Source organism: Pseudorhizobium xiangyangii, from assembly GCF_020531965.1.
GTDB classification, from domain to species: Bacteria; Pseudomonadota; Alphaproteobacteria; order Rhizobiales; family Rhizobiaceae; genus Neorhizobium; species Neorhizobium xiangyangii.
Map to the genome: position 1 here is coordinate 75,164 of NZ_JAJAWH010000009.1, position 17,296 is coordinate 92,459.

24 protein-coding genes are annotated in these 17,296 nt (G+C 62.3%); 15 read left to right on the forward strand and 9 right to left on the reverse strand.

What is annotated here, in order from left to right:
- Window positions 1-19 precede the first annotated feature (19 nt).
- Window positions 20-214 carry a heavy-metal-associated domain-containing protein gene (locus LH464_RS09910; RefSeq protein ID WP_226786219.1) on the forward strand — a complete coding sequence of 65 codons (195 nt, stop codon included), beginning with the start codon at window positions 20-22 and terminating at the stop codon, window positions 212-214.
- 79 nt (window positions 215-293) lie between these two features.
- Here the strand turns inward: LH464_RS09910 and LH464_RS09915 are convergent, their stop codons facing one another.
- Window positions 294-1,040, reverse strand: a complete 747-nt coding sequence (locus LH464_RS09915) for a F0F1 ATP synthase subunit A (protein WP_226786220.1) — start codon at window positions 1,038-1,040, stop codon at window positions 294-296.
- Window positions 1,041-1,403: 363 nt separating this feature from the next.
- Here LH464_RS09915 and LH464_RS09920 point away from each other — a divergent pair, with 363 nt between their 5' ends.
- Window positions 1,404-1,688, forward strand: a complete 285-nt coding sequence (locus tag LH464_RS09920; protein WP_226786221.1) for an acylphosphatase — start codon at window positions 1,404-1,406, stop codon at window positions 1,686-1,688.
- A 29-nt stretch (window positions 1,689-1,717) separates the two neighbouring features.
- Here LH464_RS09920 and LH464_RS09925 read toward each other — a convergent pair whose 3' ends face one another.
- Window positions 1,718-2,248, reverse strand: coding sequence for a DUF2380 domain-containing protein (locus LH464_RS09925; RefSeq protein ID WP_226786222.1), 531 nt, complete (start codon window positions 2,246-2,248; stop codon window positions 1,718-1,720).
- A gap of 223 nt (window positions 2,249-2,471) precedes the next feature.
- Here LH464_RS09925 and LH464_RS09930 point away from each other — a divergent pair, with 223 nt between their 5' ends.
- The 9 genes from LH464_RS09930 to LH464_RS09970 all read left to right on the forward strand — a co-directional run bounded on the left by LH464_RS09930 (window position 2,472) and on the right by LH464_RS09970 (window position 7,773).
- Entirely contained in the window at window positions 2,472-2,945 is a 474-nt protein-coding gene (locus LH464_RS09930; protein ID WP_226786223.1) for a DUF1801 domain-containing protein, read from the forward strand.
- A gap of 48 nt (window positions 2,946-2,993) precedes the next feature.
- Window positions 2,994-3,437, forward strand: a complete 444-nt coding sequence (locus tag LH464_RS09935; RefSeq protein ID WP_226786224.1) for a DUF1801 domain-containing protein — start codon at window positions 2,994-2,996, stop codon at window positions 3,435-3,437.
- A 168-nt stretch (window positions 3,438-3,605) separates the two neighbouring features.
- Window positions 3,606-3,974 (forward strand): response regulator, encoded by a 369-nt coding sequence (locus LH464_RS09940; protein WP_226786225.1) that lies wholly within the window; start codon window positions 3,606-3,608, stop codon window positions 3,972-3,974.
- A gap of 310 nt (window positions 3,975-4,284) precedes the next feature.
- Entirely contained in the window at window positions 4,285-5,001 is a 717-nt protein-coding gene (locus LH464_RS09945) for a Crp/Fnr family transcriptional regulator (RefSeq protein ID WP_226786226.1), read from the forward strand.
- 161 nt (window positions 5,002-5,162) lie between these two features.
- The gene (locus LH464_RS09950) at window positions 5,163-5,441 is read left to right on the forward strand and encodes a hypothetical protein (protein WP_226786227.1); all 279 of its coding nucleotides are present in this window, start codon (window positions 5,163-5,165) and stop codon (window positions 5,439-5,441) included.
- A 206-nt stretch (window positions 5,442-5,647) separates the two neighbouring features.
- Window positions 5,648-6,040, forward strand: a complete 393-nt coding sequence (locus tag LH464_RS09955; protein ID WP_226786228.1) for a GFA family protein — start codon at window positions 5,648-5,650, stop codon at window positions 6,038-6,040.
- Window positions 6,041-6,161: 121 nt separating this feature from the next.
- Window positions 6,162-6,635: a carboxymuconolactone decarboxylase family protein gene (locus LH464_RS09960; RefSeq protein ID WP_226786229.1), complete on the forward strand. Its 474-nt coding sequence runs from the start codon at window positions 6,162-6,164 to the stop codon at window positions 6,633-6,635.
- Window positions 6,635-7,492 (forward strand): sigma-70 family RNA polymerase sigma factor, encoded by an 858-nt coding sequence (locus tag LH464_RS09965; RefSeq protein ID WP_226786230.1) that lies wholly within the window; start codon window positions 6,635-6,637, stop codon window positions 7,490-7,492. Before LH464_RS09960 ends, LH464_RS09965 begins: the two co-directional genes overlap by 1 nt.
- 47 nt (window positions 7,493-7,539) lie before the next feature.
- The gene (locus LH464_RS09970; RefSeq protein WP_226786231.1) at window positions 7,540-7,773 is read left to right on the forward strand and encodes a hypothetical protein; all 234 of its coding nucleotides are present in this window, start codon (window positions 7,540-7,542) and stop codon (window positions 7,771-7,773) included.
- A 67-nt stretch (window positions 7,774-7,840) separates the two neighbouring features.
- On the opposite strand, the gene LH464_RS09975 is transcribed toward LH464_RS09970, so the two are convergent.
- The gene (locus LH464_RS09975; protein WP_226786232.1) at window positions 7,841-8,467 is read right to left on the reverse strand and encodes an outer membrane protein; all 627 of its coding nucleotides are present in this window, start codon (window positions 8,465-8,467) and stop codon (window positions 7,841-7,843) included.
- 337 nt (window positions 8,468-8,804) lie between these two features.
- Here LH464_RS09975 and LH464_RS09980 point away from each other — a divergent pair, with 337 nt between their 5' ends.
- Together LH464_RS09980 and LH464_RS09985 are read left to right on the forward strand one after the other, a co-directional pair.
- Complete coding sequence (locus LH464_RS09980; protein WP_226786233.1) at window positions 8,805-10,181, forward strand: MFS transporter; 1,377 nt, start codon at window positions 8,805-8,807, stop codon at window positions 10,179-10,181.
- Window positions 10,182-10,283: 102 nt separating this feature from the next.
- Window positions 10,284-11,759 carry a protein adenylyltransferase SelO gene (locus LH464_RS09985; RefSeq protein ID WP_226786234.1) on the forward strand — a complete coding sequence of 492 codons (1,476 nt, stop codon included), beginning with the start codon at window positions 10,284-10,286 and terminating at the stop codon, window positions 11,757-11,759.
- 7 nt (window positions 11,760-11,766) lie between these two features.
- Here LH464_RS09985 and LH464_RS09990 read toward each other — a convergent pair whose 3' ends face one another.
- Together LH464_RS09990 and LH464_RS09995 are read right to left on the reverse strand one after the other, a co-directional pair.
- Window positions 11,767-12,672 carry a dihydrodipicolinate synthase family protein gene (locus LH464_RS09990; protein ID WP_226786235.1) on the reverse strand — a complete coding sequence of 302 codons (906 nt, stop codon included), beginning with the start codon at window positions 12,670-12,672 and terminating at the stop codon, window positions 11,767-11,769.
- A 111-nt stretch (window positions 12,673-12,783) separates the two neighbouring features.
- On the reverse strand, window positions 12,784-13,413 hold the full coding sequence (locus tag LH464_RS09995) for a carboxymuconolactone decarboxylase family protein (protein WP_226786236.1): 630 nt from the start codon (window positions 13,411-13,413) through the stop codon (window positions 12,784-12,786).
- A 198-nt stretch (window positions 13,414-13,611) separates the two neighbouring features.
- Between LH464_RS09995 and LH464_RS10000 the strand changes: the two genes are divergently transcribed.
- Window positions 13,612-14,310, forward strand: coding sequence for an alpha/beta fold hydrolase (locus LH464_RS10000; RefSeq protein WP_226786237.1), 699 nt, complete (start codon window positions 13,612-13,614; stop codon window positions 14,308-14,310).
- Window positions 14,311-14,453: 143 nt separating this feature from the next.
- Here LH464_RS10000 and LH464_RS10005 read toward each other — a convergent pair whose 3' ends face one another.
- On the reverse strand, window positions 14,454-14,819 hold the full coding sequence (locus LH464_RS10005) for a DUF4180 domain-containing protein (protein WP_226786238.1): 366 nt from the start codon (window positions 14,817-14,819) through the stop codon (window positions 14,454-14,456).
- Between the two features lie 190 nt (window positions 14,820-15,009).
- Here LH464_RS10005 and LH464_RS10010 point away from each other — a divergent pair, with 190 nt between their 5' ends.
- Window positions 15,010-15,639 (forward strand): hypothetical protein, encoded by a 630-nt coding sequence (locus tag LH464_RS10010; protein WP_226786239.1) that lies wholly within the window; start codon window positions 15,010-15,012, stop codon window positions 15,637-15,639.
- Between the two features lie 259 nt (window positions 15,640-15,898).
- On the opposite strand, the gene LH464_RS10015 is transcribed toward LH464_RS10010, so the two are convergent.
- Genes LH464_RS10015 through LH464_RS10025 form a run of 3 tightly spaced genes read right to left on the reverse strand, consistent with a single transcriptional unit; the run spans window position 15,899 to window position 17,136 of the window.
- Window positions 15,899-16,315, reverse strand: a complete 417-nt coding sequence (locus LH464_RS10015) for a GFA family protein (protein WP_226786240.1) — start codon at window positions 16,313-16,315, stop codon at window positions 15,899-15,901.
- A 39-nt stretch (window positions 16,316-16,354) separates the two neighbouring features.
- On the reverse strand, window positions 16,355-16,819 hold the full coding sequence (locus LH464_RS10020) for an SRPBCC family protein (protein ID WP_226786241.1): 465 nt from the start codon (window positions 16,817-16,819) through the stop codon (window positions 16,355-16,357).
- A 2-nt stretch (window positions 16,820-16,821) separates the two neighbouring features.
- Window positions 16,822-17,136 (reverse strand): ArsR/SmtB family transcription factor, encoded by a 315-nt coding sequence (locus tag LH464_RS10025; protein ID WP_226786242.1) that lies wholly within the window; start codon window positions 17,134-17,136, stop codon window positions 16,822-16,824.
- Window positions 17,137-17,296 lie beyond the last annotated feature (160 nt).

A 17,296-nucleotide genomic window follows, 5' to 3' on the forward strand; every position in this document is an offset into this window, starting at 1 on the left:
ACAACAAAAGGAAAATTGCATGACCACCACCTTCACCGTTGCCGACATGACCTGCGGCCATTGCGAGAAGACCGTTCGTGCAGCGCTCGTCGAGGCCTTGCCCGGTGCCGTCGTCGCCGTCGATCTCGCGGCGAAGACGGTCACCGTTGCGGGCGATGCCGAGACGGCCGAAGCGGCGATCCGCGAAGCAGGCTACACGCCGGCAAAGGCCTGATCCTTCGAGGGCTGACCTTCGATCAGCCACGTCAGGATGAGGGCCTTCCCAACCAACGCCACCGCCTTGCCGTCCGTGCTCAGTGGCCCGGATGCAGCGCGTCGTTCAGGTACATGCAGGTCAGCATGGTGAAGACGTAGGCCTGAATGAAGGACATCAGCAGTTCCAGCGCCGTCAATCCGACGGTCATGGCGAGCGGCAGGATGGCGCCGATGACGCCGAGCGAACCTGCCCCGGCAAGCGCCACGACGAAGCCGGCGAAGACCTTGAGCGTGATATGCCCGGCCAGCATCACCGCGAACAGTCGGATCGAGTGGCTGACGGGCCGCGACAGATAGGAAATGACCTCGATCGGGATGATGATCGGGGCGAGGATGGCCGGCACCCCATCGGGCTTGAACAGCCGCAGGAAGCCGAACCCGTGCCTCACCAGGCCATAAATGGTGACCGTGCCGAAGACGAGCGCAGCGAGCGCGAAGGTCACCACGAGATGGCTCGTCACCGTGAAGGCATAGGGAAACATGCCGATCATGTTCGCGACGAGGATGAACATGAAGAGGGAGAAGACCAGCGGGAAGAACCGCATGCCCTGTTCGCCTGCATTGTCCCGCAGGGTCTTTGCGACGAACTCGTAGAGCAGCTCCGCGCTCGCCTGCCAGCGCCCAGGCACCATGCGGCGAGAACCTGTTGCAAACATCAGGAAGCCCGTCGCCACCGTGACCGTCAGAACCATATAGGCGGAGGAGTTGGTGAAGCTGAGGTCGATACCTGCGAGGCTGAACTCGACGATGGGTTTGATTTCGAACTGCTCAATAGGCCCGGCCATAGGATGTCCTTGAAAAGCTGGCACACACGACGTGGCAAGCCCGGGCGGCCGCGGCAGCGGCATGGCGGACGAGCTTCGATCGCGGTGCTGAATGGTAGGGAAAAGTGGAGGGAAATTTCACGCGGCGGCTTCCTGCTCTCAACGAAGAGAAGCGGGGCCGTCCCCGGAACGTTTCATGGCGCGGGTCGTCCAGCGCGGGCCTTTCCTAGCCGTCTCCCATTTCGAATGCAAGTCGTGCCAGCGCTTGCCGAGGGCGAGCCCGACCTGTGGGGCCAATTGGATGTCTGCGAAGCAATGCCCGTCCCTTGACCTCGTTTCGCGGTGATCCATTTCGACCGGATGTTTCCTAAGAGGAAAACAGCCATGACCGACGGTCAGAAGGCAGTGCGGGTGCGCATATCCGGCAGGGTCCAGGGTGTCAGCTTCCGTGTCTGGACGCGGGCGGAGGCATCGCGGCTCGGCCTGACGGGCTGGGTGCGCAACGAGACCGACGGCTCCGTCTCGGCCCTGATCGCGGGTTCCGATGCCGCGGTATCGACCATGCTCGAACGTTTCCGACAGGGACCTGCAGGGGCATCGGTATCCGGGGTGGAGACGCAACCGACAACGCTGGAGACCATGCCGACCGGCTTTCGCATCGAGAGCTGAGGACGACGGCGATCGGTGTCCGTGGCGGTCTATTGCAGGATCTTGTTCGTCATCACCCACCTGGCGGAGCGCGGCCAGCCGTGATTGGCGCCCATGCGCAGGTCGGTGAATCCCATCGAAACAGGCTTTCCCGTTTCCGCGTCGAGAATGCGGATGAACATGGTGTGCTCCGTCCGGTTGACACGGGTCACCACGCCGAGCAGCGCAAATGATGCCCCATGCTCCTTGGCAATCCGCCCTTCGCATCCGCTGCAATTGCGCAATCCGCCCGTTGCCGCCGCCTGCTCATCGCCGGCTGGCGCGTCGATGACGGTGAAGCGCCCGGACCTGGACAGCATGTCTTTCGCGACCTGCGCCGACTCCGACAGATAGCGTATGTCGTGCTCGTCCGGAGGAATGATGCCCGCCCCGGCGCTTTTGTCCTCCAGCTCGAACGGAAACACTTCTATGGACATCCGCTCTGCCTGCTGGGCAAATGCGGGCAGGCCGGCGCCGACAAGCGGTGTTGCAAGGAGCGTTGCCAGCATAGTCGCCAGACTGGTCAATGTGCGAAGGCGCATCGCTGTCCTCCCGTCCACGTCGTCGGGCCATCATACACCGTTTAGCCTTCTCGGGCACGATCACGCGCTGTCCGCATCTCCCGGCCACCTCTGCGATCGCGCCGCCGGCGGGTTGGATGCCACGGCGGTGGATGCTATCTTCCCCGGCACATGCGCTGGTTGCAGACGGGCGACGCCCGGTTGCCGCAGCCCTGTTCGTGATGTGGAGGGAGGAGCGAACCCGATGGCAAAGGAAACGACGAAGAGGCAGGTCAGGCCTGCAGCCGAGCCGGATGGCGAGGGGCCGGATGCCGGGGGGCCGGTTCTGCTTTCGGGCGGTAATCCGCAGATTGCGAAAGGCTATGGTGATGCACCCGTGCAAGCCTATATCGCCGCCATGCCGGGCTGGAAAAGAGAACTCGGCATTCGCCTCGACGCGCTCATCGAGGATGCCGTTCCCGGCGTCCAGAAAGCGGTCAAATGGAATTCGCCTTTCTATGGCGTGGAGGGCGAGGGCTGGTTTGCCAGCTACCACTGTTTTGCAAAATACGTGAAGGTGGCCTTCTTCCGCGGCACCTCGCTGAAACCCGAGCCTCCCGGCAAGTCGAAGCAGAAGGAAGTGCGCTACCTCGATATCTACGAGGACGACGCGCTGGACGAGGTGCGGCTCGCCTCCTGGGTGAAGCAGGCCAGCGAACTGCCCGGCGAAAAGATGTGAGCGGTCCCTGAGGGTAACGGGGAGGCAATATCGGGAAGGAGGATGTTCATGGACACGGAGAAGAACGGCGCGATCCCGCAGGATGGAGATCCGTCTCCCTCCCGGCTGATCGATGCCAGAATTGCGGATCTGAACGACTGGCGCGGCGAGACGCTTGCCCGCGTGCGGGAGATCATCCGGGAGGCCGATCCGGATGTGGTCGAGGAATGGAAGTGGCGCGGGGTCCCCGTGTGGTCACACGCGGGCATCATCTGCACCGGCGAGACCTACCGGCAGATCGTCAAGCTGACCTTCGCCAAGGGGGCGGCGCTGGATGATCCGAAAGGGCTCTTCAACGCCAGCCTGGAGGGAAATACCAGGCGCGCCATCGATCTGCATGAGAGAGACGAAATCGACCGGGAGGCTTTGACGGCGCTGATCCGCGCTGCCGTGGCGCTGAACCTGTCGAAACCGGCGCCCATACGCTCCCGGAAAACACCGAGAAGCGCCTGAAAGCTGATGTCCATTTGCGCAGCTGCCGCCGCAAGACAGGTGGGAAACGAGGATCTGCCTTATTTCTGGGCATAAGTTAACTGTTTGGGGAACTTGCCGCTCCATGAGTGGTTTTGTCTGCTAACGTACGAATCGGCGCACGATTCCTCCTGCAGAAATGAGACTGCTGTGCCAGTTGCACGAATTGCGGTCCTCATTGTCGAGGACGAGCCGCTCATTCGGTTGAATATCAGCGATGAACTATCCTCGCTTGGCTATGAAGTCTTCGAAGCACCCGACGCTCACCAGGCTGTGACGCTGCTCAATCGGCATCCGGAAATCCAGGTCCTGTTCACCGACATCGATATGCCGGGCAATATCGACGGGCTTCAGCTCGCCCGCCTCGTGCGTAGCCGGTGGCCGCCGATCAAGATCATCGTCACGTCGGGCAAGCACTATTTCACCCATGCCGATCTTCCCGTGGAGGGAAAGTTCGTTCCGAAACCCTATAGTTCCGCATTCGTCGTGGAGACGATATGCGACGTCATGAAGATGTAGTGCGCGACGAGAGCCCGATCGCCTGCATCGGCGCCTGACAACCCACAGGCGCGGCCTTCCCTTCACAAAATGGTGCTTCGCATCTGGCGTGGGATCCCGTGGCGAAAGGGGTGCGTAGTCCCTTGGATTGCTTTCCGATTCCGGCCGCCGCGACACCTGTCCCGTCCTGTCTCCCGATAGACAAAAGCTTTTCTCCAATGCGGAAGAGGAGTATTCTTGAACATCGTCTGCCAACTGGGCAGGGCGCAGGCGATCAAGGGCGATCGAGGGCTATGTTCAGGTTCTCGCATTGTTTTTGAGGGAGGCACATATGGCAATTCCTCACCAGGCAACGATCCAGAACAAGCTTCTCTCCATCCTTCCGCCGGCTGACTTCGGCCAGCTCGCGCAGGACCTCGAGCATGTGGCCTTGCCCAGAGGCACGCAACTTGCGACAGCCGGCCAGCCGATCCGCTACGTCTACTTCCTGACCGCCGGGATAGGGTCGAGTGTCGTGGAAACGCCCGAAGGTCGTCGCGCCGAAGCGGGGCTTTTCGGCTTCGACGGATATGTCCCGACCTCGGCCGCGGCATTGGTGGAAGTCTGCCCGCATAACGTCGGCATCCAGCTGGAAGGGGAGGGCTACCGCATGGATTACGATGCCTTCCGCATGTGCATGGCTTCCAACGCGAACGTGTCCAAGATGATGGTCCGCTCCCTGGAAGCCTTCACGGTCCAGTTGGCCTACACGGCCCTTTCCAATGCCGTTCATGAAGTGAACGAGAGATTGGCGCGCTGGCTGCTGATGTGCCACGACCGGATCCAGGGAAACGAGATAGAGCTTACCCACGAATTTCTGTCGCGGATGCTTGCGGTCCGAAGACCCAGCGTCACCGCCGCACTCCACATCCTGGAAGGTAACGGTTTCATCAGGGCCGAGAGGGGGAGCATAACAATTCGCAACAGGGCGGCTCTGGAGGAGTTCGCTCATGATGCCTACGGCAAACCGGAAGCAGAATACCGGCGCCTGATGATGGATCTTTTCTGACTTCTCGGGCGGTCGTGGCGGACGGGTTTGGCCACCAACACGGTCGTCTACCGTACTGATCGCCCGGGCGGCCTCGTTTACTGATAGACTCGAAGGCGTGAACTTGGAGGGATAAAAGGACAAGCATCACATCGGCGGCAGTTCGGACAGGGAGGTGCGAAATGCGACTGAAACAAGATGCAATGCGATGGGGCATATTCAACCGGCAGGACATCGACGTCATGCGTGACGCTTTCCTGCTGGCTCTGGAGGATGGTACCGCTTTCGACGTCGCCGAGGATGGCGAAATGCTCGGAAGGGCCATTATCCGGCTGTACAAGATGGGGCTTTCCGATCCGCAAAAGCTCGCCGACGTGGCAGCCCTGATGACCTCGTCGAGGCTTTTCCGGGCTGAGACGTCTCACCGCTGTCGCAGCGAGGAAGCCGTTTTGATGAAGTAGCGGGCGCTTCGGCCTAGGCCGGATTGCCCGCGGCCACGACATTGGCCGGCAGGTCCTTAATCACGACGCTGACTGCGCCCGCCACACTTTGCCGACAACACCCATGCCCGGACCCGCGATTGTGCTGCCGCTCGCGGCAGGCAATTTCAATGGCAGTGCTGTTCGTTGTAGCCATTCCGACGGCTTGATCCTGGAGGAGAGGCGGCATGGACCGATTGACCGGCGGTTGCCTGTGCGGGGACGTCAGGATTGTGGCGTCCGGACGCCCGTACCGGGTTGGCATCTGTCACTGTCTGGACTGCCGCAAGCATCACGGAGCCCTGTTTCACGCCTCCGCGATATTTCCTGCGGATGCGGTAACGATCGATGGCGAAACGCGCGACTATGCAGGGCGGCATTTCTGCCCGCGCTGCGGCTCGTCCGTTTTCGGTCGCACCGAAGACGAGGTCGAAGTGAACCTCGGATCGCTGGATGCCCCCGATCAGTTGAAGCCAACCTATGAACTCTGGACCATCCGCCGCGAAAGCTGGTTGCCCCCGTTTCCGCTCACGAAGCGATACGAGCGCGATCGTGAGGCGACGGATCGCTTCGAGGAGTAGGCCGCGCCGCACGGGCCGCCGCCGTCGATCGCCGGGGATTTTCAAAAAAGTTTTCCGCCCATGTCACACGGAGGCAGGGCTGCCTCGTCATGTCGTCGTAACCAATGGAAGGAAACGAACGATGTCCCCCAAACTTGCTCCCTTTGCCGTCGCGCCCGCGCTGATGAAGACGTGGATGAAGGCCTCCAGCGAGATCGCCGCAAGCCTCGAGCCGAGCCTGATCGAACTGGTCAAGATCCGCGCCTCGCAGATCAACGCCTGCGCCAACTGCATCAACATGCACGCGGCGGAAGCCCGCGCCAAGGGCGAGACGGAACAGCGCATCTATCTGCTCTCGGCCTGGCGCGAGGCTCCGTGCTATACCGATCGCGAACGTGCGGCTCTCGGCTGGACGGAAGCGCTGACGCGGCTTTCGGAAGGCCACGCGCATGAGGCGGCGTACGAGGCTCTATGGTCTGAATTCACACAGGAGGAGCAGGTGAAACTCACGCTGATGATAAACGTCATCAACGGCTGGAACCGCCTGGCGGTCGGCTTCAGCCTGTGGATCGAACCCGAGGCGGCAAAGGTCACCGCCACGGCGGCGGTCGCCTGATGACGGAGGTGGCACCGGTGGACGCCGCGGCGAGCTTCGATCCGCTGCGCGGCAAGCTCATGCGCGTCGCCTATCGCATGCTGGGCTCGGTCGCCGATGCCGAGGACGTTCTGCAGGAGGCCTTCATCCGCTGGATGAGGGCCGACCGCGCCGAGGTGCGTGAGCCCGAGGCGTTTCTCCGCCGCACGGTCACGCGGCTCTGCCTCGATCAGCTGAAGTCGGCGCGGCTGAAGCGCGAAACCTACGTTGGCCCCTGGCTTCCCGATCCCGTCGTGGAAGAGGAGGAAGAGGAAGACGTGACCCTGCCGCTGATGCTGGCGCTCGAAAGGCTTTCGCCGCTGGAGCGGGCGGCCTTCCTGCTGCACGACGTGTTCGGGCTGGAATTCGAGGAGGTCGCGACGACGATCGGCCGCGAGCCCGCCGCCTGCCGGCAGCTTGCCGCCCGTGCCCGCACCCACGTGCGCGGATCGCGGCAGCGGTTCCAGGTGGACAGGACGCACGGCCTCGAATTGGCCGAGGCGTTCTTCACGGCCTCGCGAAGCGGCGACATGAAGACGCTCAGCGCCATGCTGACAGCCGATGTCAGCTTCCATGCCGATGGCGGCGGCAAGCGTCCGGCGGCAATGAAGCTTCTCTTCGGCATCGAGGACGTGATGAACTTGCAGGAGTCGCTGGCGCGGTTCTTCGCGAAGGGCGGCTCGACCTTGATCCGCACGGTGATGGTCAACGGCCTGCCGGGCTTCATCACGCGCGAGGCGGACGGCGAGTTGCAGACGACGGCCCTCGACATCGAGAACGGCAGGATCGCGGCGATCTACGTGATGCGCAACCCCGACAAGCTGAAGCATCTGCATTAGGTCGGGGCCTGTTGCCGCTGCGCCGTCCCGGCTGTTAATGCTGGTGGATGAGGATTGTTGCGAAAATCGCGATCTGGATCGTCGGCCTGTTCATGACAGGCACGGCTGCCCTGTTTTCCGCCGGCGGCCTGGCGGATGCCGGTATGCTCGGCTCCTGTTTCGAAGGTGCGTGCGGCTATGTGGCGGCATTCGTGGTGTTTCCGCTTCTGTGGCTGGCGTTGATGGTCGCATTCGCTATCGGCTGGAGGATCATCGTCCGCCGCCGTGCCATACGAGGCTGATGCCACCCTGCTCCAACAAAAAAGGGCTCCTTGCGGAGCCCTTTTTTCTGGTTCGATCCGAAAGGGATCAGAATTTCACGCCGAGGCCGACCTGGAAGACGTGCTGGGTGAAGTCCACGTCTGCGCCCAATACGTCGCCGCTGCCATAGTCGTTGTAGCGGTATTCGGCGCGGCCGAACATGTTGTCGGTGAAGGCGTAGTCGAGACCCGCACCGATCGTCCAGCCGTTCAGAGTGTCGTCGTCGTCACCGGCAGGCGTATCGACGCTGACGTTCGTCGCGGTCCAGCCGCCTGCTGCGTAGAGCAGGGCGCGGTCGAAGGCGAAACCGGCACGGGCGCGGATGCCGCCGGAGAAGCCGGTCTCTGCCGAGAAGCCAGGTGCGAAGTCGTCGTCATTCCAGTCGTAGTTCAGATCGCCTTCGATACCGGCAACGAAGCCGTCGGATACTTGCCAGTTGTAACCGGCGAATGCACCGAAGCGGCCGCCGTCGAAGCTGCTGTCTTCGCCCAGGGCTTCACCGTCGCCCCAGCCGTAGCCGCCGTGCACACCGATGTAGGGACCGCTCCAGCTGAACGGCGCCGGCATTTCGACGGCGATCGGGGCTTCTGGAATGATCTCAACCGCATCGGCGGCAAGTGCTGAAGAGGATGCAGCCATTGCAACGCTCGCAGCCAGGAACAGAATTCTCTTCATGATGACTCTCCTTACTCGAAAGCGGATGATGAGGATTTAACGTTGTTTTGCTCATAAAGCTGTAGCTTAAGTACAACAGGTTATCACAAACGAAAAATCACAGTGTATTGCTTTTATCGCCCGTAGTTGATGATGGCTGAGAACGTGGCCACGGGGATGCGGTTCCTCCGGTTCCCTGTCGTCGGAAATAAACCTCGCGGGCTGTGGCGGATTTGCATCAAGGTCGCTTCGATGCACGCCTGGCCGCTGGATCATCGGATAACCGCCTGCCGCGTGCTTGACCTCAACGGCAGTTGAGGTCCCAGAGCTGTTATGCACTGAGCGGCAAGGGGCGCGCATGGACGACAGTTGGAAGGCACTACTCAGCGGCAGGAGCGGCGTCATGCTGGCGCTGATCTCGGCCGGTATCGGCCTGCACGGTTTCAACCAGTTCGCCATCGTGGCAGCCCTGCCGCAGGCCGCGGCGCAGGTCGATGGCACGGCCTGGTTCAGCTGGGCCTATACTCTCTACTTCCTGGGCTCCATCGCCGGAGGAACGGTTGCCGCCGCCCTGCGCGACGGTATCGGTGCGCGCTCAAGCCTTATCCTCTCGACGCTTGTCTTTGCCGCCGGCGGACTGATGGCGATGGCTGCGCCGGATTTCTCCTGGATCATGGCGGGCCGCCTCGTTCAGGGCATAGCCGACGGCCTGATCGTCGCGATCTGCTACAGCCTGATCCCCGCAAATTTTCCGTCTGCCCTCGTTGCCAAGGTCTTCGCGGTGGAAGCGGTGGTCTGGGCGGTGGCGGCTGTCGCCGGGCCGCTCGTCGGCGGGCTACTGACGGAGGCTTTCTCCTGGCGTGCGGCCTTTCTGGCCGTCGCGCCCTTCGTCCTTGTGCTGCCGCTCCTTGCGGTCGCGGCCCGGCCGAAGGTGACCGAGGCGGCACCCGTGCTCCTCTCCTATGCGACGGTCGCCCTCTGCCTGGCGGCATCCTTCGTGCTGTCGCTTTCGTCGGTCGCGACAAGCAGCGTGCTGCAGGTGGCGGCGATCGTTGCCGGCGCCGGCCTGTTCCTGCCGGCGCTGAAGCTTGACGGACGGTTCGGCCCGAAACTCTTTCCCGGCGGCGCCTTCCGGCTGGGCTCGACACTCGGCCACGGCTTCTGGGTCCTGCTTCTCATGTCCGCCAGCCATTCCGTCGGCAGCGTCTATCTGGCATTGATGGTCGGTGCCGTGTGGGGCTTCGGGCCGGCGGTGGTGGGCTATATCGTCGTCCTGATGGCGCTTACCTGGAGCGTTGTCGCCATCGTCGCGAGCCGGGTTGTCGCACTCGGGCCGCGGCACCGCTGGATGCGGAGCGGCGCCCTGTTCCAGTTCGCGGGCTTCCTCGCCGTCGGCACAGCGCTTGCGACCGCTTCCGTGCCGCTGCTGCTTGCGGGCCAGGTGGCGATCGGCACCGGGTTCGGGGTTGCGTGGGCAAGCGTCAACGAGGCCGCCATGGAGGCGGCGGCACGGTCCGAGCGTGATCTGGCCAGCGCCCTGCTGCCGGTGATCTCGACTGCCGGATATGCCATTGGTGCGGGCCTTGCCGGGACGATCGCCACGGCGACCGATCTGGTCGGCGCGCTGGACAGCGGCAATCCCGCCGGGCCGGCGCTCTGGCTCTACGGAACGGCCGCCGCCGGCGCGGTCGTCACCCTGCTGTTCGGCTTCGGTGTCCGCCTGAAAGGAACCTGAAGGCGGCAAGCGCAACAAAACCGCCTCCGGCTTGTTCCATCCAACGCATCCTCCCATATCTGGGGGAGGCCACAAGCTGCCAGAAGGCTAAAGGAGCCACCCTTGTTTCAGTTCGATAATTCCTATGCCCAGCTGCCTGAAAGGTTCTTCGCGCCGGTCTACCCCGAGCCGGTGGAAGGCCCGACGCTTTTGAAGTTCAACGCGGCGCTGGCGCAGGAACTGGGGATCGACGCGGACCTGAGCGACCCGCAGCGGCTGGCGGCGATCCTTGCCGGCAATGTCGTGCCGGCCGGCGCGATGCCGATTGCCATGGCCTATGCCGGCCACCAGTTCGGGTCGTTCGTGCCACAGCTCGGCGACGGCCGGGCGATCCTCCTCGGCGAAGTGATCGACCGTAAGGGGACGCGCCGCGATATTCAGCTCAAGGGAGCCGGCCCAACGCCGTTTTCCCGCCGCGGCGATGGCCGTGCGGCGCTTGGCCCGGTCCTGCGCGAATACATCGTTTCGGAAGCCATGAACGCGCTCGGCGTGCGGGCCACCCGGGCACTTGCCGCAGTCGCGACCGGCGAGCCCGTCTACCGGGAGACCCCGCAGCCCGGCGCAGTCTTCGTCCGCGTGGCCTCCAGCCACGTACGCATCGGCACGTTCCAGTATTTCGCCGCGCGGCAGGACATCGACGGCCTGCGCACGCTCGCCGACTACGTGATCGAGCGGCACTATCCGCAGCTTGGAAGCGAGGATAACCGCTATCTGGCGCTGCTGCGCGCCGTCGCCTTCGCCCAGGCCGACCTCGTGGCGCGCTGGATGGGTATCGGTTTCATCCACGGCGTGATGAACACCGACAACATGACGCTCTCGGGCGAGACCATCGACTTCGGCCCCTGCGCCTTTCTCGACGAATACGATCCGATGAAGGTGTTTTCCTCCATCGACCAGATGGGGCGCTACGCCTATCGCAACCAGCCCGGCATCGCCCAGTGGAACATCGCGCGGCTGGCCGAATGCCTGCTGCCGCTGATCGGCGCGGACGAGGACAAGGCGGCGCTTACCGCCAACCGGGTACTGACGGAATTCGGCCAGCGCTTCCAGAGCGAATGGCTCAACGTGTTCCGCCACAAGATCGGGCTGGTGCAGGGGCACGAAGGCGATGGCGAGCTTGTCCAGGGACTGCTGGGCGCCATGCACGAAGGCGAGGCCGATTTCACCCTGGCCTTCCGGCGGCTCTGCGCGGTCGCTGCCGGGGGCGGGGGCGGGGGCGGCGATGACGCCTTCCTGTCCTCCTTCAAGGACACCGCCAACGCGGTCGAATGGCTGGCGGTGTGGCGCACACGGCTTTCGGAAGAGGCCGTTCCGGATTCGGAAAGGGCTGCCGCGATGCGCGCCGCCAACCCGGCCGTCATTCCGCGCAACCACAAGGTGGAGGAAGCGCTGGCCGCCGCCAATTACGGCGACCTGAGCTTCTTCGAACGGCTGCTGGGGGCGCTCGAAAACCCCTTCGAGGACCGGCCGGAGTTCGAGGATTACACGATCCCGCCAAAGCCCGAGGAGCGCGTGCTGCAGACGTTCTGCGGGACGTGACGCGGTCTCAAGCCTCGGGCAGCGCGGCGATTGCCGCTTCGACGGCCGGCAGGATTTCTGAACCGAGTGGCAGGACAGGTCGTGGCGGCACGGCCGCCGACAGGCCGAGCAGGTTGCTTGCGGCATACATGACGCGCAGGCTGCCATGCCCCTTGAACAACTGCCAGAGCGGGACGAACATGGCATCGAGACGGGCGGCTTCGGCGCGGTCGCCTTCGGTTGCGGCCCGGACGAGGGCTGCCGCTGCATTGGGGAAAAGACCGCCGACGACGCTGTACCAGGCGTCGGCCCCGGCCAGCAGCGCGTCCGTCGCCCCCCAGTCGCCGCTATAGCCGATGGCAAAGCCGGCCGGCGTCCGGTTGCGCAAGCGGGCCAGTTCACCGGAGAAATCCATCTCGCCGGGCAGCGGCATCTTTACCGCGGCGATGTTGGGCACATCGGCAAGGCGGCTCAGAAGGTTTTCGCTGAACGTGAAATGGGTGGTCGAGGGATTGTTGTAGATGCAGAGCGGCAGGTCGGTGGCGGCGGCGACCGTGGAGAAATGCTGGAACGCTTCCTCCTCGGTCAGCGGCGTATAGGAAACCGGCGCAAGCAGCAGAGCATCGGCCCCGGCGGAGGCTGCGTCACGGGCGAGTGCCCCGGCCTCGTCGGTTCGAAGCGCGCCGACCCCGACGATGATCGGCAGGCGGCCCGCCACGCATTCGACGGCGGCTGCGACCGCCCTTCGGCGCTCGTCGCGTGTCAGGTACATGTAGGTGCCGGTGCTGCCCAGAAGGCCGATGGAATTTGCTTTGGCTTCGACGATGCGCGCCAGCAGGCCCTGAAGAGCGGCGGTATCGACGCGGCCGCTTTCGTCCGCCGGTGTCAGGGGAAAGGCGGAGAGGCCGGTGAACGGCGACTTGGCTTTAGGCATGGGAACTCCGGCGGGCGAACGAGGACGTCCACTATGACCGCTCGTTTGTCATCTGCAAGCGGCGCCGGTGTGGGGATCTCCAGCGATCCGGGGTCAGAGAGCGATCCGGGGTCAGCCTGCGGCCCTGGCTGCTGCGGCGGTTTGCGACACGAAGGCGCCTTCGACCTTGCGGCCGATGGTCAGCGCCTGAACCAGGTTGGGAGCGAGCCGCTCGCGATAGACAGTGTCCGGCTCGACGCCCATGGCGTCCAGCGTCTTGCTGAAGAAGCAGCGCACGGCCGCCGCCGTGGTGATGTCGAAGATCTCCGCATCGGAAAAGCCATGCGATTTCAACCTGTCGATGTCTTCCTTCGCAATGCCGGTGGCGTCGCGCACCACCTTTCCGGCGAACTGCATCATCTCGCGTTCCGCCTCATCCAGCGGCGCATGGCTGCCGCCGCCCGCCATCTCGATCAGCTGCTTTTCGCTGAACCCCTCACGAAGCAGGACGGAGCCGTGGGCGAGCATGCAGTAGGAGGATTTCAGTTCCTTCGCGGCGGCCAGCGTGACGAGCTCGTAGCGGCGCAGGCTCATGTGCTTGCGGATACTGCCCAGCAGCGCGCCCCATTTCTCCATCACCTCCGGCCGGTGGCCGAAGACCCGGTACATGTTGGGCAGATAGCCGTAGCTTTCTTCTGCCGCCACATACATTGCCGTGGTGGCATCGTTTGCTTCGGAGCCGGGCGTGGAGATGAAGGTCATGACCAATCCTCCCAAAGGTGGAATGATACAGCAAAATCCGGGCAGGGGGAATCGGGATGAATGCCCGCGCCGCAGGCGGGCGTGTCGTGAAGGCCGCTTTCGGGCCAGATAGGCCAAGTAGGCCAGATAGGGTTATCTCCTTGCGCATCCCAGCGGTCTCCGTCATTTCACGGGTTCAGGAATGTAGGGGTGGTTATCTTGGCGATACTTCTGGTTCCGGGCTTCATGCTCGATGCGGATCTCTGGCGCGATATGGAGCCGGCATTGGCCGATCCTGGCCCTGTGAGCCATGCGGATCTGTCGCGGGACAGCACAATCGAGGCCATGGCGCGCCGCGCCCTGGCCGAAGCTCCGCCGACGTTCGTGCTTGCCGGTTTCTCCATGGGTGGCTACGTCGCGCGGGAGATCGTGCGCCAAGCTCCTGATCGCATAACCGCCCTCATCCTGATTGCCACGTCCGCGCGGGGCGACGACGAGGTGCAGGCCAAGCGCCGGGCCGCCATTGCCGCACAGGGTGACGTTTCAGCATTCAAGGGTCTCAGCACATCGGCCGTGGCGTCCGCCCTGCATCCGGGCAACGCAGGGCGGATGGACCTGATCACGCGCATTCAGGCAATGGGGCATCGGCTGGGGGGAGAGGTGTTCCGGCGCCAGTCCCTTCTCGAGCGAAGAGACGAACGGGGTGAGTTGCATGCGATCCGGTGTCCGACAATCGTCATTGCGGGAGAGCAGGACAAACTCAGATCACGGACCGAGGCATTGGAGCTTCATCAGGGGCTTGTCGGGTCAGCTTTCGAGGTCATCGAGAAGACCGGACACATGATCCCCTTGGAGGCCCCCAAAGACCTGGCAGGGGTGATTTGCCGATGGCTTCAACAGCAGGGCGCGTCGCGATGAGCGCTATTGGCCCAATCCTGCCGAAGACGGCTGTCGGCCCATTGCGGACATCCCGATCATCATAGGATGTCCCGCGTCAAATCTTTAGACCGGAGCACAATTGAGATGGGCGGCTGTCTGCTCCCATCCGAAAAGGCGAAGGATCAACCTTTCCGGCGGAGCCTGTCCTCTAGCTCGGCCCGGTCATTAGCGAACAGATGGTGGCCTAAGCGGTTGGTCTCGCCGACAAAGTCACGGAGCGCTTTGCTTGCCGCTATGTGGACAGAGATGTCTCCGAGGATCACCAGGCGAACCCGGTAATTCTGCATTTTCTGAAAAAAATGGCCGGCAAGTCTGCTGCTGAGGGCGTAGAACTCAGGCGTGAACCGATGGGCGGGAACGATTATGACATCGATCTCCTTGCCATAGGTTTCGCCCAACAGGTCCAGTGCGTCCTGTTCAGTGGCTAAGGCAGGGCCGTCAGTGACGGCAAAATACAAGTTAAGACCTGTGATGTTCTCTGTGCTCATGACAATCTCGTCTGCTTTCATCTCGTAAACTCATTTGCCCTGCCTTGCGAACAAAGCCAAAATGGCCTCCAGCAGTGTCCGCGATCGACGTAAAAGCGGCGGCGGGAGGATGTGGATGCCGCCTTTGCATTTATCCACCCTTAGCAACGGGGTTGTTGACCTTGATCTCTGCCAATCCCATCTAACGCGAATGCCGAAAGCCGCAAAGACCGACATTGAACTGCTCAGAACATGGACGCTGTCGGCTGCGGCTACGCTTGGATCGTCCGTGCGAGCAAAGGGAATTTTGCAGGAAATCCAAGCCAGGCTTCCCGCCACCTCGAAGAAGTCGGTGGTCCTCGAAGGTAGCGACCTAACTCTCGCAATGCCCGCCAGCGACAAAGCCGCGTTCAGCGCCTCGGTCGCCGTTGTCAACAAGGTGATGGAGGAGGTCGAGACGCTGCCCGTCATCCCCCGCGAGATACAGGATATTCTGACCATCAAAACGAGCGAGCGTCATCGATGGCTCGCGGACGGACGTCTGCCGAGCGCCGGGACCCGGACGGTCCGGTTGAACGGCCGCGCCCGCCGAATTACGTTCCATGTCTTCGATCCCAAATTAGTGGAAGACCTTCTTGACCGGGGCGTTGTCGATGAATGGCGGGAGGAAGACGCCGAGGCCAAGGCGGAAAAAAGGCGACAAGCTGCGTACAAGGCAAAACTGACGCGGTCGCTGAAAAAAGCCCGGAAGGTTTCGAAAATGCCCAATCGTGATCCCGACGATCCGGCTCCGAAGCTGCGCGGCTGGGAAGATTTCGATATCGACGGGCTTCTTCGGTAAGAAAAGCGCTATCGGATTCAGCAATCGATCTCAAAGGAATCCACATTCGCCGTGGAGCTACGATGTCATGACTGCTTCCGGCCCGAGGCGGTTATTGCAGAACTGGTTTCGGTTCGTCTGAGATGGGGTGGGAAGGAGACTGGCGGCTTTTGGAAGGCAGCACAAGAAAGCGGTCGTTCATTTTAATGCGTAGATGTCGCGATCGACCCCTTAGTGGACTCCTCAATACAGTCGCGAATTCGGACTGCTCCAGCAAAAATTATGCGGGCGGCATTCGCTCGAATACCTGCAGCGCGGGATCCATCTTGTCCCACCTATGGCCACCGACACTATAGGTGACGGCCTGCGGATCGAACCTGCCTGGATCGTCAAGACTGGCAGCGTGGACCACTATCAGTTCCGGCATCGCGGCAAATGTGAGGTAAACTGGAGTTCCGCAGGTCGGGCAGAAGGCGTGTATCTTTTCATTTCCGCTTTCGCCCGCAACCCGCCAGCTTTTGGCCTCACCCATGATTGTCACATCGGCGCGCTGCGGGAACGTTAGATAGGATCCATGCCCGGTGCCGCTACGTTTCTGGCAATCGCCGCATTGGCAGTGGTTCGCGAAGATCGGTTCGCGCATCGTTTCATAGCGGATCGCGCCACAGGCGCAGCCGCCGGTATAGGCTTTGGCCATGACTATTCTTTCTGCGAGTGAGATTTGACGCCGCCTGAATCAGGCCGCCTTTGGCTTGGCAAAGATGTCCAGACCCTTGCCTGTTTCGATGAAGGATTTCAGGCTGGAGAGGACCGTTGGCCACCCTTTGCTGACGCCGTTCGCCATGCCGCTACCCGCAATCAGATCGACATGGGTGACGGTCAACCTGACCATCTCATCATACTCTACTATCTCGAAGGTTACGCGGCTGTGGCTGGCCGAATCCGCAGCCTGCGAAGCATTGGCCCAGGAGATGACCAGACGGGTCGGCGGATTGACCTCGATGATCTTGCCAGTAAGTTCGACGGTGCGTTCATCATTGACACGAATGTGTTCCCACTTCGATCCGACCTTCCAGTCGGAAACATTCTCGTGGCCCCAGTAACGCCTTGCGACATCCGGTTTCGTTATGGCTTCGAACACCTTTTCTGGCGTCGAGAGAATATAGGTTACGTAAACAAAACTGGTCGTCTCTCTGGTCATTGCTATTCTCCTTCGAGTTCTTTCTTCAGCTCGTAGAGCAGAGTGAGGCGCTGGCGTTCGAACTTCCGCACCCACCGCTCGTAGACTTCGTGCAGCGGCACCGGATTGATGAAATGCAGCTTTTCGCGTCCACGCCTGACCGTGCTCACCAGATCGGCATCTTCCAATATCCCGAGGTGCTGCGTGACGGATTGCCTAGCCATATCCAGAGTTTCGCAAAGCGCGCCTAGCGTTTGCCCGTTCTTCTCACACAGAAGGTCGAGCAGCTTTCTGCGTGTCGGGTCGCCTAGCGCTTTGAAAACTTTGTCAGTGTGCATGGTCTCAATCTTTACCAGAATATTGATACGCAGGTAAATACCTGCATGTCAATATACGAGCCGGCGCATGCGCCCGATCCGCACTCATGAATTTTAGCTACTGATATCAGCGTCCGCTATGGCCTGGTTGAGTTCGAAGAACGACCGATGTCTCCTTCTG